Origin of the sequence: Trinickia sp. EG282A, from assembly GCF_040965455.1 — a bacterium.
GTDB classification, from domain to species: domain Bacteria; phylum Pseudomonadota; class Gammaproteobacteria; order Burkholderiales; family Burkholderiaceae; genus Trinickia; species Trinickia symbiotica.
In genome coordinates this window covers 702,787-715,676 of record NZ_JBFRCC010000002.1, presented here as the reverse complement: position 1 = coordinate 715,676, position 12,890 = coordinate 702,787, and the positions used below count along the sequence as shown (strand labels likewise).

Here is a 12,890-nt window from a genome sequence, read left to right as displayed (position 1 = left end):
TCATGCCCGACATTCCGATCGCTTCATTCCCGCGTGTTGATCTTACGCATATCGACACTACTGGTCCGATCGGACCGGCGTCGCACGCCGATGCTCCAACGCTAAGAGCGGATAGCAACACGGTATCGCCATCCGACACAATAACGCTGTATGCCGTCAAAGACAGGGCACACAAAAATCCGATTGCCCTGATCGAGGGACAAGGTGAATTAAAGAAGGGCGACTTCGCGAAGTTCGAAGATAAAAGCGGCGCTCGGTATCTTTATAAGGTGGATGGCCCCAACACGTTCATCGACAAGAAGGGCAGAAAAAACTATGTCATCGGCACTCCTCAGCACTGGGAGGCGAGCCAAAGGGTAAAAACCGAGACGGACATGAAAATCACCGATCTCAGGAATGCGCCATTACCCAAATACGTCGAAAGCGCAAGAAAATACGGTGGCTTGATCGGGGCAGGATTAGCGGGTTCGTCCGCGGCCGCCGCGGCGGGGGCAGGAACCGTGGTCGCCACGGCGAATCCGGCAGTCGCTGGGATGGCCGGGTTCGCCGCCGGAACGGCTGCGGGTATCGTCGGGAAGAGATTAGGAAGGACGTTCGCTGGAGCGGCCGCAACTTCCATTGCCAATGGTGTGATCGCGCTGGACCAGAGTGCGCTCAGGCGAAAATCCGAAACGCTCGTCAAGCAAGGCGTCGAGGTCCGAGCGGAGACTTGGCAGGACGCCGTAATCAATGGTCACCGTGGGACGACACAGTCGATCGTCGGTTGGGGGGTGAACACCATCGAAGATACCGGCAGGATTGTCGCAGACGAGATGGCTGCCGGGCTAGACGAGCTAGCCGAAAAGGGTACCGCTGCAGCCGCGTCCGTCCAACGCGAAACCGGCGTGCCGATCGGTGCCGCGGAAAGCGGCACCTCGGCCGGCTGAGTCGCGATCGTTGGCGATCATCGTGGGGCCGGCCTGGCGCCGGCGCCCGCCCGCCAATTCATCGGGTCAAGGTTGTACCCCGGAACCTTGCCCCATTGCAGCGACTTTATCCGTCAGCCACTTCTCGACCGACGGAAACACGAATTTGCTGACGTCGCCGCCGAGTTGAGCGATTTCGCGCACGATCGTGCCTGAAATGAATTGATACTGGTCCGACGGGGTCATGAACATCGTCTCGACATCGGGCAACAAATAGCGGTTCATGCCCGCCATCTGGAATTCGTACTCGAAGTCGGACACCGCACGAAGCCCTCGGACGATCACGCGCGCGTTATGGGCACGCACGAAATCCTTCAACAGCCCCTGGAAGCTCATCACATGCACGTTCGAGTAGTGGCCGAGCACTTCCTGTGCGATGTCGAGGCGTTCCTGCAACGTGAAGAACGGCTTCTTGGCGCGACTGTCGGCCACGCCGACCACGAGGGTGTCGAATATGCTCGCCGCACGGCGCACGAGGTCCTCGTGACCGCGTGTGAGCGGGTCGAATGTACCCGGGTACACGGCGACTACCATCGGCATCTCCTCTGATCGTTTATTCCCCGGCGGTCCGAAACCGCGAGCCGTCACGCGTCTCGCTGGCCGTCCCGCGCCTCTCGGCACCGGGCGGCGCTTTCGGAACGCGCATTATTCACCATTTTCGCGCTGCAGCAAATGGTAGTGGACCGCGCCCGCCTTATCGTGGCGGACGATGGTCCAGCCGGCCAAAAGCGGGGCGTCGTCATCGAGGGGCTCTCCGGACTCGATATACAAAAACCCGTCGGCGCTGACGAGCGGCATCGCCAGCTCGAGCGCGCGCTCGAGCATTCCGCTTTCGAACGGCGGGTCGAGAAAAACGACGTCGAACGAGCCGGGCGCAAGGCCTGCCGCGAGCCGCAGGCCGTCAGCCTCGACGACCTCGATCATGCGAGCGGAAAGCCGCGCTTGATTGTCGCGCAGTTGCCTTGCGGCGCGCGCGTTGCGCTCGACCATGACGACGCGTGCCGCGCCGCGCGAAGCGGCCTCGAAGCCGAGCGCCCCGCTGCCCGCGAAGAGATCGAGGCACCGTTGACCGTCGAGCCGTTGCCCGAGCCAGTTGAAGAGCGTCTCGCGCACGCGGTCGGGCGTCGGCCGCAGGCCCTCGAGGTCGAGCACCGGCAGCGGCGTGCGCTTCCAGTCGCCGCCGATGATGCGCACGGTGTGCGGCTTGCCGCTGCGGTCCGGCGTTACCGCCTTGCCCCGCGTTGCCGAGGAACGCCTTGCCTCGGAAGAAGACGGAGAAGGCGAAGAGGAAAAGGTAGACGAAGACCGGCGCATGCGAAAAGTCGAAAAATCCTTCAAGGGAAGCCGCTGCCTCACGCTCCAGTCATTCGACAAGGTGTTGAAGCGCAAAACCGACGGCCAACGTTACCACAGCGCACTGGCCCACGCCTCTCGGCGACGCCCCGCCTAAAGAGTCGCCCCTGATAAAATACCCCCCTTCCCGCGCATCGTGGAACGCTTGCCGCCGCTCGATGCCGCGGCATCCGGCCCTTGCGCGCCGGCGTGAAGCCGCGCGAGGCCCATGAAGGCCTCTGTACCGCCGCTGCGCGACATCCATTACTCATACCCATGTTCAGTTTTTTCAAACGCTTCAAGGGCTCGAAAACGCCCGAAAACGGCCAGGAGAGCGACGAGCGACCGGCCGAGCCCGCCGCCCCGGAGCCATCGTCGCCGGCTGCGGCGACGCCCGCGTCGAGCGCTGCGGCCCCGTCCGCGGCCCGTTCGGCTCAGGTCCCGTCCGCGGCGCCGTCGACGCCGACACCGTCGCCGCCGGCACCCCCGAGCAACGGAGCGGGCAAGTCGGGCGGCTCATCGGCCGGCCCGGCCGCGGACACGGCCACCGAAACAATCGAAATCGTGCCCCCGCCGCCCATCGAGCCGGCCGCCAGGCAGTCCTGGCTAGCCAAGCTCAGGTCGGGGCTCGCCAAAACGAGCGCCGGCCTCACGGGCATCTTCGTCGGCACGAAGATCGACGACGTGCTCTACGAAGAACTGGAAACGGCGCTGCTGATGTCCGATGCGGGCGTCGAAGCGACCAATTACCTGCTCGATGCATTGCACGAAAAGGTCCGAGCGGAACGATTGACCGATCCGCTGCAAGTGAAGGCGGCCCTGCGTACGCTGCTCGTCGATCTCCTGAAGCCGCTCGAAAAGTCTCTGGTGCTCGGCCGCGCCGAGCCGCTCGTCATGATGATCGCGGGCGTGAACGGCGCCGGCAAGACGACGACGATCGGCAAGCTCGCCAAGCATCTGCAGCGTTTCCAGCAGTCGGTGCTGCTCGCGGCCGGCGACACGTTCCGCGCCGCGGCGCGCGAGCAGCTCGCGATCTGGGGTCAGCGCAACAACGTGACTGTCGTCTCGCAGGAAAGCGGGGACCCGGCCGCCGTCATCTTCGACGCCGTGAGCGCCGCGCGTGCGCGCGGAATTGACGTCGTGATGGCCGATACGGCCGGCCGCCTGCCCACGCAGCTGCATCTGATGGAAGAGTTGCGCAAAGTGAAGCGCGTGATCGGCAAGGCGTACGAGGGCGCGCCGCACGAGGTGCTGCTCGTCATCGATGCAAACACGGGCCAGAACGCGCTCGCGCAGGTGAAGGCGTTCGACGATGCGCTCTCGCTGACGGGGCTCATCGTCACGAAGCTGGACGGCACGGCGAAGGGCGGCATTCTCGCCGCGATCGCACGCCAGCGGCCCGTGCCGGTCTATTTCATCGGCGTCGGCGAGAAAGTCGAAGACCTGCAGCCCTTCAGCGCCGAAGAGTTCACGGACGCGCTGCTCGGTTGATCGGGCCTCGTCGATTCGGCCTTCATTCGGCGTCGGGTTGCACGCCCGGCGCCGCGCGCGCAAACGCATCGAGCCCGCAGGCATAGTCGTAGATGCGCTGGATCGTCGGATAGCGCGCGGTATCCACCTTGAAGCGTTGCGCGTTGAAGACCTGCGGCACGAGGCAGAGATCGGCAACCGTCGGCTCGTCGCCGAACACGAGCTTGCCCACGCGGCGCTCGGTCGACAATCGCGATTCCAGCGTTTCGAATCCCGCCTCGATCCAATGCCGGTACCAGCCGTTTTTCGCCTCATCCGAAAGACCAAGCTCGTGGACGAGATATCTCAGCACGCGCAGGTTGTCGAGCGGATGAATCTCGCAGGCGATTTGCTGCGCCACGGCTCTCACGTAGGCGCGATCGACAGGATCGCGCGGCAATAGCGGCGGCTCGGGGCGCGTTTCCTCGAGATACTCGACGATCGCGAGCGACTGCTGCACCGTGACATCGCCGTCGACGAGCGTCGGCACGAGCCCGTCGGGATTGACCTTGCGGTATTGCGCCGTCAACTGCTCGCCGCCCGATCGCAGCAGATGCACGGGCACGTACTCGTAGGGCAGCCCCTTCAGGTTCAGCGCGATACGCACGCGGTACGACGCCGAGCTGCGGAAATAGCTGTAGAGCTTCATACGGACCTCCCTCGTCTCTCGTCGTCCCGTCTCGCCTCATGCGGGTGTTCAGACCACCCGCACGCTGAATTCGCCGAGTCCGTCGACGCCGCCCTTCATCAGATCGCCCTTCACCACCGCTCCCACGCCCTCGGGCGTGCCCGTGAAGATGAGATCGCCGGGCTGCAATTCAAAGAGCTTCGAGAGATGCGTAAGGGTTTCGGGAATCGACCAGATCAGCTGCGAAACATCCGAGCGTTGCTTCTCCACGCCGTTGACGCTGAGCCAGATCGCGCCGCGGTCGATATGGCCGACCTCGGCAACGGGATGGATCGGCCCGAGCGGCGCCGAATGGTCGAATCCTTTGGCGGGCTCCCAGGGCCGGCCGAGCTTCTTCGCTTCGGCCTGTAAATCGCGGCGTGTCATGTCGAGCCCTAGCGCATAGCCGTAGACATGATCGAGCGCGTGCTCGACAGCGATGTCTCGCCCGCCTTTGCCGATCGCGACGACGAGCTCCATCTCGAAATGGACGTTGCTCGACAGCGTGGGATACGGAAATTCGCCCGTCGCTCCCGGTGCCACGTAGAGCACCGCGTCGGCGGGCTTCGAGAAAAAGAACGGCGGTTCCCGGTCCGGGTCGTGCCCCATCTCGCGCGCATGCGCTTCGTAGTTGCGCCCCACGCAATAGATGCGGCGCACCGGAAAATGCCGGCGCGCGCCGGCGGATCCTGCGGTCTCGACGATCGGCACAGCAACCGCGGGCGCGGGGGCAAACGCGTAATCCATTCGATTCTCCATGTTGTTGGAACGCATCAGCGACGAGCGCCGCCGCGTTCGGCGAAGAATTCGAGTTTAGCGCGGCGGCTTAGGACGTGCCTCGAACCGGCAACGGCGCTCGCTACAGCCCACTACAGCCCCTGGTCCGCTTGCCGGATGCCGTCGCATGCGATACTGAGCATCGTTACACGCGTCCCAAAGGAAAGGCTCGCCCGCCGCTGCTTCGATGACAGAATCCGCTGCTACCGTCCCTGCCGCATCGTTTTCGTGCGCCCGCTTCATCAAGGAGATCGGGCGCGGTCCGAACGGCGCGCGAGCGCTGTCGCCCGAAGATACGCAGGCGCTATACAGCGCCATGCTCGACGGTCGCGTCTCCGACGTCGAGCTCGGCGCCGTGCTGCTCGCCTATCGGCTGAAGGGCGAGACAGCGCCCGAGCTGGCCGCCATGCTCACGGCTGCCCAGGCTTCGTTCGAGCCCATCCGGGTTGCCGCCGATGCCTACCGGCCCGTCTCGATTCCAAGCTACAACGGAGCGCGCAAGCAGCCCAATCTCGTGCCGCTGCTCGCGCTGCTGCTCGCCCGCGAAGGCGTGCCGACGCTCGTGCACGGGGTGACGTCCGATCCGGGCCGCGTGACGAGCGCCGAAATCTTCGTCGCACTGGGGATCGAGCCGTGCGAATCCAATACGTCGATCGGAGCGGCCCTCGCCGAGCGGCGTCTCGCGTTCGCCCCGATCGACGTGCTCGCGCCGAAGCTCGCGCGCCTGCTGGCGCTCCGTCGAATCATGGGCGTACGCAACTCCACGCACACGCTCGTCAAGGTTTTGCAGCCGTTCGCGCCGGCCGGCCTGCGGCTCGTCAACTACACACATCCTGACTATCGCGAGAGCCTCGCCGAGCTTTTTCTGTCTCACCCCGACGCCGCCGCGGGCGGAGTGCTACTCGCGCGCGGGACCGAAGGCGAAGCCGTCGCCGATACACGCCGGCAAGTCCGCATCGAGTGGCTTCACGACGGCGCCGCCGACATACTCGTCGAAGCCGAGCGCTCCTCTCCGGAAACAGAACCCGTGGAGTTGCCCGAGTCGCGCGACGCGGCGGACACCGCGACCTGGATCAGGTCGGTGCTCGCCGGCGATACGCCTGTTCCGCCCACACTCGCGCGTCAGGTCGAATCGATCGTCCGGCTCGTCAGCGTGGCGTGAATCGATCGAGGGCCGGCCGCGCGACCGTCTTCGTGCACGAGGCCCCTCGACGCGCACGCGTGCTGTTGACATGGCCCCGATCGCTGTCATAAAGTGCATGCCATGCGTTCCTTTCCGAACACCCTCCGAATTACTTCCGGCCGTCTAGCGCGGTCCCTATCGCTACGACTAGCGTAAGCAAGCCGTAGCGCCGCGAGCCGTTTGCGCGGTCCTCCAGCAGTTCGCAGCACTCCGTTTCACCCCAAACCGCAGTTCCTTTTACAACCCGTAGTCGTCAGCATTCGGCCGAATACCGTTCGGACGATTCGCGAAAGCCTCGGCCACCGTTGGACGTCGCAACGATCGGCACGACGACGAGCTGGCAGCTTGCACTGTGCGTAGCTTTCGCAGACGACCGAACGAACGAGGTTCACCATGCTCCGCAACCCTGCCGAGAAATACCGATCATTCGAGCCCGTGCGTCTTGCCGCCCGCAAATGGCCGAGCCGGACGATCGAGCGCGCGCCGATCTGGATGAGCACCGATCTCCGAGACGGCAATCAATCGCTGATCGAACCGATGACCATCGCGCAAAAACTGGAGTTCTTCGAGACGCTCGTCGCGATCGGCTTCAAGGAAATCGAGGTCGGTTTCCCCTCCGCCTCCCAGACCGATTTCGATTTCGTGCGCAAGCTCATCGTCGAAGGCAGGATTCCCGAAGACGTGACGATCGAGGTGCTCGTGCAGTCGCGTGCTGATCTCATCGCAAGAACGTTCGAAGCGCTCGAAGGGGTCCCGCGCGCCATCGTGCATCTTTACAACGCGATCTGCCCGTCGTTCAGGCGGATCGTATTCAATGCATCGAAGGCCGACGTGAAGGCGCTGGCCGTCGAAGGGACGCGACTCATCAAGGAAGAGGCCGAGCGCAGGCCCGGCACGCATTGGACCTACCAGTACTCGCCCGAGACGTTCAGCATGACCGAGCTCGCGTTCTCGCGCGAAGTGTGCGACGCGGTCGCGCAAGTCTGGCGCCCAACGCGCGATCACAAGATGATCGTGAATCTGCCGGCGACCGTCGAAGCCGCCACGCCGAATGTGTTCGCCGATCAGATCGAATGGATGGACCGCAATCTCGCCTATCGCGACAGCATCGTGCTGTCGGTGCATCCGCACAACGATCGCGGCACGGCCGTCGCCGCAGCCGAGTTGGCGCTGCTCGCGGGCGCGGACCGTATTGAGGGCTGCCTTTTCGGCAACGGTGAGCGCACCGGCAACGTCGATCTCGTCACGCTCGCGCTCAACCTCTACACGCAAGGCATCGACCCGAAGCTCGACTTCTCCGATATCGACGCGGTACGGCGCGTGGTGGAGCGCTGCAACGCGATTCCCGTACACCCGCGCCATCCTTACGCGGGCGACCTGGTCTTCACGGCGTTCTCGGGCTCGCACCAGGACGCCATTCGCAAGGGATTCGCGCAGCAGCAGAGCGACGCGCCGTGGGAAGTGCCCTATTTGCCGATCGATCCTGAAGACTTAGGCCGCAGCTACGACGCGGTAATTCGCGTCAACAGCCAGTCCGGCAAGGGCGGCGCGACCTATCTCATCGAACGCGGACTCGGTTTCGCGCCTCCGCGCAGGCTGCAGATCGAGTTCAGTCACGCGGTGCAGAAGATCGCCGACGAATCGGGAGCCGAGGTGACAGGTGAAGCGGTTTGCGAGCGCTTCAAGCATGAATACGTTGCTGTAGAGGGGCCTTGCTCGCGCATGGACGCGACGGTGCGTTGGCACCGGCGCGAGGTGGCACGGATCGCGCAAGGCGAGAACGATGTCCAAGCCACCGTCGAAGCGCTTGCGCGGGCGCTTGGGAGCGCTGCGCCGCGCGCGGTCGAGCTTTGCTCGTTCGAGGCGACGCCGAGGGCCGGCGGCGGCTGGGCCGCGTTTGTCGGCTGCAGGGTCGCGGGCGAGCCGTTGCGCCACGGCGTGGGCATCCACGCCGATGCGGCAACGGCCGCGGCCGACGCGCTCATCAGCGCCATGAATCGATTCGATTGGGATAGCGACGAGCGACAGGCAGCGGCATAAGGCTGACGCGCGACGAGCTCATGCAAGCGAGCCGGCAGGGAAGAGGAAGACGAAGACCGGAGGGACGATAGCGTAGGCGAGCCCGCCGGTCTCACTCGAGCGCGCAGCGTGTCGCGTGCCATGCGACAAGACGCCACTGGCCGCCTTCCTGAGTCTGGATGGCCGTATAGGCGATCGGATAGAGCAGCGCCCCGCTGTTCGCCTCCATCTCGAAGAGCGCGCGCCCCGTGACGACACAGGTCTCGCTGCCGACTGGCAGGACCTCCTGCGATTGAACTTCGATCTGCCGATAGCGGCGATGGCCGGCCGAGATTGCATCGATGAACTGCTGCTTCGTCTCGCGCTTGCCGTTCGTATGCACGAAGCTCGCATTATCCGAGAGCAACTCGTTCAACAACGGAACGTCGCCGTCGACCATCGCGCGAAAGCGGTCGCGCTCCAGCACGCGAATCGCCTCGATTACCTTTGCCGCCATCGCTCAGCCCCCATGCGCATGGACGCCCGCGGGGAGCATCCTTGTCGGGGCTCCGGGAGGAAGCCCCTTTGGAGGCGCCGCATGGGTATCCGCGTCAGAAGTTGTACTGCAAATATAGCTGGCTGAAATTTATACCAGGATTCGGCTCTTTGATACCGGCATTCGAGATATGTTGAAAACGCAGCCCGGCCTGGTATTGCTGATGGCTGCCGAACTGCGCGCCCACGCCGACGATCTCGGTGAACTGGAAGGCCGTCCCGAGTCGATAGTCGTCGTTGACGGTGGGATGCGTGAGCCCACGCACGCCCGCGCCCGCTTCGATGTATGGTCTGATGGCGCCCGAGTCCTTGATGAAGCGCACGAGCGGATTGACGCCCAGTTCATAGACGTCGTTGCGTGAAGTGCCTTCGCCCGAGTGCCAGTAGGCGACGTGTGCTTCGCCGATCAGCGCGAAATGCCAACCGCCGATGTACCACCAGCTGATGCCCGGGTCCCAGACCAACCCGAGATCCACTTTGTCGACTTTGTGCTCCCCCAGCCCTCCGGCTACCTGCACGCCGAACGAGTCGGCCCGGGCTGCCGCCGAGCAAAGGAAGAGGACCGCTGCCGCGCCGGCCAGCAGTGCGTGGGGGCGCGAGTACCGGTTCTTGTTGTCGAGCATGTGTCAGTCTCCGAAAGACTCCGTTGAAGGTCGCGGGGCCCCGGAAAAAGGATACGGGGACGAATCGCCACGCCGCGAAATATTACGGTACTTGAGATCTCGCAATCATTCAGCGCCACGCAAAACAGCATCTCGCAAAACGACGGTTGCCAGCCGGCGCCGCAACGCGATTGCGCCCTTTTTGCGTTCCTTTTGCGCGCTGCAGGGCCCCGAGGAGAAGAGTATCATCACTATTGAAACAGTAGATTTGATAGCTACAAGGGAACTTAGGCCGAATGAGCTACTCCAATACTTAGCAGTCGGCTCCCTGGAGTGCTAATATCCCCGAGGAGTCGCATTCGTGACTGAGCAGTCCGCAGTCTGATTTCAAGGAGTTTGCTACGTGAGCAATGCACTGACCCTTCCGAGCCCGCTCGCCCAGGCGTCCGCCACGGCCGCTTCGGCAGGTGCTCTGACGCTCGCGCCTTCTTCGATGCTGCCCGGCCAGCTTGGCAACATCGACGCCTACATTCAGGCGGTCAATCGGATTCCGATGCTGACGGCAGCGGAAGAGCGCCAGTACGCCAACGAGTACCGCGAGCACAACAACCTCGAGGCGGCGCGCCGCCTCGTGCTCTCGCACTTGCGTCTCGTCGTATCGATTGCGCGCAACTACCTCGGCTATGGTCTTCCGCATGCGGACCTGATCCAGGAAGGGAACATCGGCCTCATGAAGGCCGTGAAGCGCTTCGACCCGGAGCAAAACGTACGCCTGGTGTCGTATGCGATCCATTGGATCAAGGCAGAAATCCACGAGTACATCCTGCGCAACTGGCGCATGGTGAAGGTGGCCACGACCAAGGCGCAGCGCAAGCTCTTCTTCAACCTGCGCAGCCATAAGCAGGATCTGCACGCGTTCACGCCCGAGGAGATCGACGGCCTCGCCAAAGAGTTGAACGTGAAGCGCGAAGAGGTCAGCGAGATGGAAACGCGCCTCTCCGGCGGCGACGTCGCGCTCGAGAGCCAGGTCGAGGATGGCGAAGAAACGTATGCGCCGATCGCCTACCTGACGGATCCGCACAGCGAGCCGACGGCCGTCTTGGCTGCGCGTCAGCGCGACAAACTGCAGACGGACGGGATCGCGCAGGCGCTCGATTCGCTCGACGCGCGCAGCCGCCGCATCATCGAAGCGCGCTGGCTCAACGTCGAGGACGATGGGTCCGGCGGCTCGACGCTGCACGAACTCGCAGACGAGTTCGGCGTCTCCGCCGAGCGCATTCGCCAGATCGAGGCAAGCGCGATGAAGAAGATGCGCAATGCGCTGACCGCCTACAAGTAATCGAGCCATCGCGCGGATGCCGATCGCGATCGATCGGCATCGTGTTGCGGATCGCATCCCGCCGCCTTTCGAAGCGGCGGGATTTTTTTAGGCGGGCTGCGGCGCCGGTCCGCCCGGCGCAGCCAGGCGCGTCGACAATACCGAAGCGTAGCGTTGGGCCGCCGGCCCGCAAACGAGATGGAACGTGTCGCCCGAGACCCACGCGACGTCGAGCAAGCCTAGCCGCTGCCGGTCGACGGCGGATGCGTCGCGCACGACGACACGCAGCCGCGTTTGAGCGATCGCGTCGAGCGAAACGACGTTCGTCGCACCGCCGAACACGGCCAGCCAGCGCATCGGATCGGGATCGAGCGGACCCGCTGCGCCCGCGCCGGAGGCCGTAGCGGCTGCCGCCGCCGTCGCTTGCGCCCCCGCCACTGCACCGGCGGCCGAATCGCTGCCGAGCGCGGCCCGGATTTCGTCGGCGATGAGATCGGCTTCCGGTCCGATCACGACCTGCACGTTGTGCGCGTCGCGCTTGAGCACACCGCGCACGCCGATCTGCTTCAGCTGAGACTCGGAAATCTTTTCGGTGTCGACGACAGAAAGGCGCAGACGTGTGGTGCAGGCATCGACGAGCGTCAGGTTCGAGGAACCGCCGAGCGCCGCGATATAACGGGCCGCGCGCGGTGCGCTTGCACCGGCCGTCGGTGCGACGAAGCCGCCCGACGCATACGAGTCGACTTGCGCGTCCACGGTAGCCGGCTCTCGGCCCGGCGTCGCCATGTTGAACTTGCGGATAAAGAAGCGGAAGAGCCCGTAGTAGACGACACCGTACGCCAGGCCGATCGGGATCGCGAGCCAGCCTTTCGTCGACAGTCCGTAGTTGAGCACGTAGTCGATCGCGCCGGCCGAGAAGGTGAAGCCGAGATGAACGCCGAGCGCTTGGCAGATCGCAAGCGAGAGACCCGTCAGCACCGCGTGGATCACATAAAGCACGGGCGCGAGGAACATGAAGCTGAATTCGACCGGTTCCGTGACGCCGGTCAGGAACGATGTGAGCGCCATCGAAAACAGCAGCCCGCCGACCATCGCGCGGCGCTCCTTCGGCGCTTCGTGAAACATCGCGAGACACGCGGCCGGGAGCCCGAACATCATGATCGGAAAGAAGCCCGTCATGAAGCCGCCCGCGGTGGGATCGCCGGCGAAGAAGCGATGCAGATCGCCGGTGACGGGCGCGCCGCCGCCCGCAGGCGTGAACGTGCCGAACACGAACCATGCCAGCGAGTTGATGATGTGGTGCAGTCCCGTCACGAGCAGGAGCCGGTTCAACGTACCGTAGACGAACACGCCGATCGCGCCGGCCGTCGTGAGCCAGTGGCCCGTCGCATCGATGGCCGCCTGGACCGGTTGCCAGACGTAGCCGAAGACGACGCCGAGCACCACACAGGCAAGCCCCGTGACGATCGGCACGAACCGCTTGCCGCCGAAGAACGCCAGGTAATCGGGCAGCTTGATGTCCTTGTAGCGGTTATAGAGCATCCCCGCGACGATGCCGGCGATGATCCCCGACAACACGCCCATGTTGAGCTTGTCGTTGATGTCCTTCATCACCGCGATTTCGATGAGGTAGCCGATGCCGCCGGCGAGAGCGGCCACGCCGTTGTTGTCCTTCGCGAAACCCACGGCCACGCCGATGGCGAAAAGGAGCGGCAGGTTGTCGAAGATCGTGCCGCCCGCGTCGGCAATGAGCTTGATGTTGAGCACGTCGGCCTGACCGAGCCGAAGCAGGATGCCGGCCACCGGCAGCACCGCGATCGGCAGCATCAGCGCCCGCCCTAGGCGCTGTATTTTCAAGAATGGATTCCCGTCCATGTGATCCTCCTGGTGGTTTCTCGTCGTCGTGCTTGTGTCAATGTCGAGGGAAGCGACCTCCGGTCCCGCGGCGAGTCGGCAGCGGAGCGGCACCTGCGAGCCGCTCCGG

At 64.3% G+C, this 12,890-nt stretch carries 13 protein-coding genes; 6 read left to right on the top strand and 7 right to left on the bottom strand.

Annotation, left to right across the window (positions count from 1 at the left end; genetic code table 11):
• Positions 1 to 2 precede the first annotated feature (2 nt).
• Positions 3 to 926 (top strand): hypothetical protein, encoded by a 924-nt coding sequence (locus AB4Y31_RS11160; protein ID WP_368673965.1) that lies wholly within the window; start codon positions 3 to 5, stop codon positions 924 to 926.
• 66 nt (positions 927 to 992) lie between these two features.
• Here the strand turns inward: AB4Y31_RS11160 and coaD are convergent, their stop codons facing one another.
• Together coaD and rsmD are read right to left on the bottom strand one after the other, a co-directional pair.
• A complete protein-coding gene (gene coaD / locus AB4Y31_RS11155) occupies positions 993 to 1,499 on the bottom strand; it encodes a pantetheine-phosphate adenylyltransferase (RefSeq protein ID WP_368674487.1) in 507 nt (168 codons plus the stop codon).
• A gap of 111 nt (positions 1,500 to 1,610) precedes the next feature.
• A complete protein-coding gene (rsmD, locus tag AB4Y31_RS11150) occupies positions 1,611 to 2,159 on the bottom strand; it encodes a 16S rRNA (guanine(966)-N(2))-methyltransferase RsmD (protein ID WP_368673964.1) in 549 nt (182 codons plus the stop codon).
• Here rsmD and AB4Y31_RS11145 point away from each other — a divergent pair.
• Positions 2,149 to 2,415 (top strand): hypothetical protein, encoded by a 267-nt coding sequence (locus AB4Y31_RS11145; protein WP_368673963.1) that lies wholly within the window; start codon positions 2,149 to 2,151, stop codon positions 2,413 to 2,415. The two genes, rsmD and AB4Y31_RS11145, sit on opposite strands and share 11 nt — an antisense overlap.
• A gap of 158 nt (positions 2,416 to 2,573) precedes the next feature.
• The gene (gene ftsY, locus AB4Y31_RS11140; protein ID WP_368673962.1) at positions 2,574 to 3,788 is read left to right on the top strand and encodes a signal recognition particle-docking protein FtsY; all 1,215 of its coding nucleotides are present in this window, start codon (positions 2,574 to 2,576) and stop codon (positions 3,786 to 3,788) included.
• Between the two features lie 22 nt (positions 3,789 to 3,810).
• On the opposite strand, the gene maiA is transcribed toward ftsY, so the two are convergent.
• Both maiA and AB4Y31_RS11130 read right to left on the bottom strand, forming a co-directional pair.
• Complete coding sequence (maiA, locus tag AB4Y31_RS11135) at positions 3,811 to 4,455, bottom strand: maleylacetoacetate isomerase (protein WP_368673961.1); 645 nt, start codon at positions 4,453 to 4,455, stop codon at positions 3,811 to 3,813.
• A 48-nt stretch (positions 4,456 to 4,503) separates the two neighbouring features.
• Complete coding sequence (locus AB4Y31_RS11130; RefSeq protein WP_368673960.1) at positions 4,504 to 5,220, bottom strand: fumarylacetoacetate hydrolase family protein; 717 nt, start codon at positions 5,218 to 5,220, stop codon at positions 4,504 to 4,506.
• A gap of 217 nt (positions 5,221 to 5,437) precedes the next feature.
• On the opposite strand from AB4Y31_RS11130, the gene ybiB reads away from it, so the two are divergent.
• Both ybiB and leuA read left to right on the top strand, forming a co-directional pair.
• The gene (gene ybiB / locus AB4Y31_RS11125) at positions 5,438 to 6,412 is read left to right on the top strand and encodes a DNA-binding protein YbiB (protein ID WP_368673959.1); all 975 of its coding nucleotides are present in this window, start codon (positions 5,438 to 5,440) and stop codon (positions 6,410 to 6,412) included.
• A gap of 414 nt (positions 6,413 to 6,826) precedes the next feature.
• Entirely contained in the window at positions 6,827 to 8,473 is a 1,647-nt protein-coding gene (leuA, locus tag AB4Y31_RS11120; RefSeq protein ID WP_368673958.1) for a 2-isopropylmalate synthase, read from the top strand.
• Between the two features lie 91 nt (positions 8,474 to 8,564).
• Here leuA and AB4Y31_RS11115 read toward each other — a convergent pair whose 3' ends face one another.
• Together AB4Y31_RS11115 and AB4Y31_RS11110 are read right to left on the bottom strand one after the other, a co-directional pair.
• Positions 8,565 to 8,948 (bottom strand): nuclear transport factor 2 family protein, encoded by a 384-nt coding sequence (locus tag AB4Y31_RS11115; protein ID WP_018443634.1) that lies wholly within the window; start codon positions 8,946 to 8,948, stop codon positions 8,565 to 8,567.
• A 94-nt stretch (positions 8,949 to 9,042) separates the two neighbouring features.
• Positions 9,043 to 9,609, bottom strand: coding sequence for an acyloxyacyl hydrolase (locus tag AB4Y31_RS11110; RefSeq protein ID WP_368673957.1), 567 nt, complete (start codon positions 9,607 to 9,609; stop codon positions 9,043 to 9,045).
• Positions 9,610 to 9,991: 382 nt separating this feature from the next.
• On the opposite strand from AB4Y31_RS11110, the gene rpoH reads away from it, so the two are divergent.
• Positions 9,992 to 10,927, top strand: coding sequence for an RNA polymerase sigma factor RpoH (rpoH, locus tag AB4Y31_RS11105; RefSeq protein WP_368673956.1), 936 nt, complete (start codon positions 9,992 to 9,994; stop codon positions 10,925 to 10,927).
• Between the two features lie 87 nt (positions 10,928 to 11,014).
• Here the strand turns inward: rpoH and nagE are convergent, their stop codons facing one another.
• Positions 11,015 to 12,781 (bottom strand): N-acetylglucosamine-specific PTS transporter subunit IIBC, encoded by a 1,767-nt coding sequence (gene nagE, locus AB4Y31_RS11100; protein WP_368673955.1) that lies wholly within the window; start codon positions 12,779 to 12,781, stop codon positions 11,015 to 11,017.
• Positions 12,782 to 12,890 lie beyond the last annotated feature (109 nt).

Excerpts from the sequence above, each read along its gene's own strand:
- AB4Y31_RS11160 (WP_368673965.1), top strand. The coding sequence starts at position 3 with ATGCCCGACATTCCGATCGCTTCATTCCCGCGTGTTGATCTTACGCAT.
- coaD (WP_368674487.1), bottom strand. The coding sequence starts at position 1,499 with ATGGTAGTCGCCGTGTACCCGGGTACATTCGACCCGCTCACACGCGGT.
- AB4Y31_RS11145 (WP_368673963.1), top strand. The coding sequence starts at position 2,149 with ATGATGCGCACGGTGTGCGGCTTGCCGCTGCGGTCCGGCGTTACCGCC.
- ftsY (WP_368673962.1), top strand. The coding sequence starts at position 2,574 with ATGTTCAGTTTTTTCAAACGCTTCAAGGGCTCGAAAACGCCCGAAAAC.
- maiA (WP_368673961.1), bottom strand. The coding sequence starts at position 4,455 with ATGAAGCTCTACAGCTATTTCCGCAGCTCGGCGTCGTACCGCGTGCGT.
- AB4Y31_RS11130 (WP_368673960.1), bottom strand. The coding sequence starts at position 5,220 with ATGGATTACGCGTTTGCCCCCGCGCCCGCGGTTGCTGTGCCGATCGTC.
- ybiB (WP_368673959.1), top strand. The coding sequence starts at position 5,438 with ATGACAGAATCCGCTGCTACCGTCCCTGCCGCATCGTTTTCGTGCGCC.
- leuA (WP_368673958.1), top strand. The coding sequence starts at position 6,827 with ATGCTCCGCAACCCTGCCGAGAAATACCGATCATTCGAGCCCGTGCGT.
- AB4Y31_RS11115 (WP_018443634.1), bottom strand. The coding sequence starts at position 8,948 with ATGGCGGCAAAGGTAATCGAGGCGATTCGCGTGCTGGAGCGCGACCGC.
- AB4Y31_RS11110 (WP_368673957.1), bottom strand. The coding sequence starts at position 9,609 with ATGCTCGACAACAAGAACCGGTACTCGCGCCCCCACGCACTGCTGGCC.
- nagE (WP_368673955.1), bottom strand. The coding sequence starts at position 12,781 with ATGGACGGGAATCCATTCTTGAAAATACAGCGCCTAGGGCGGGCGCTG.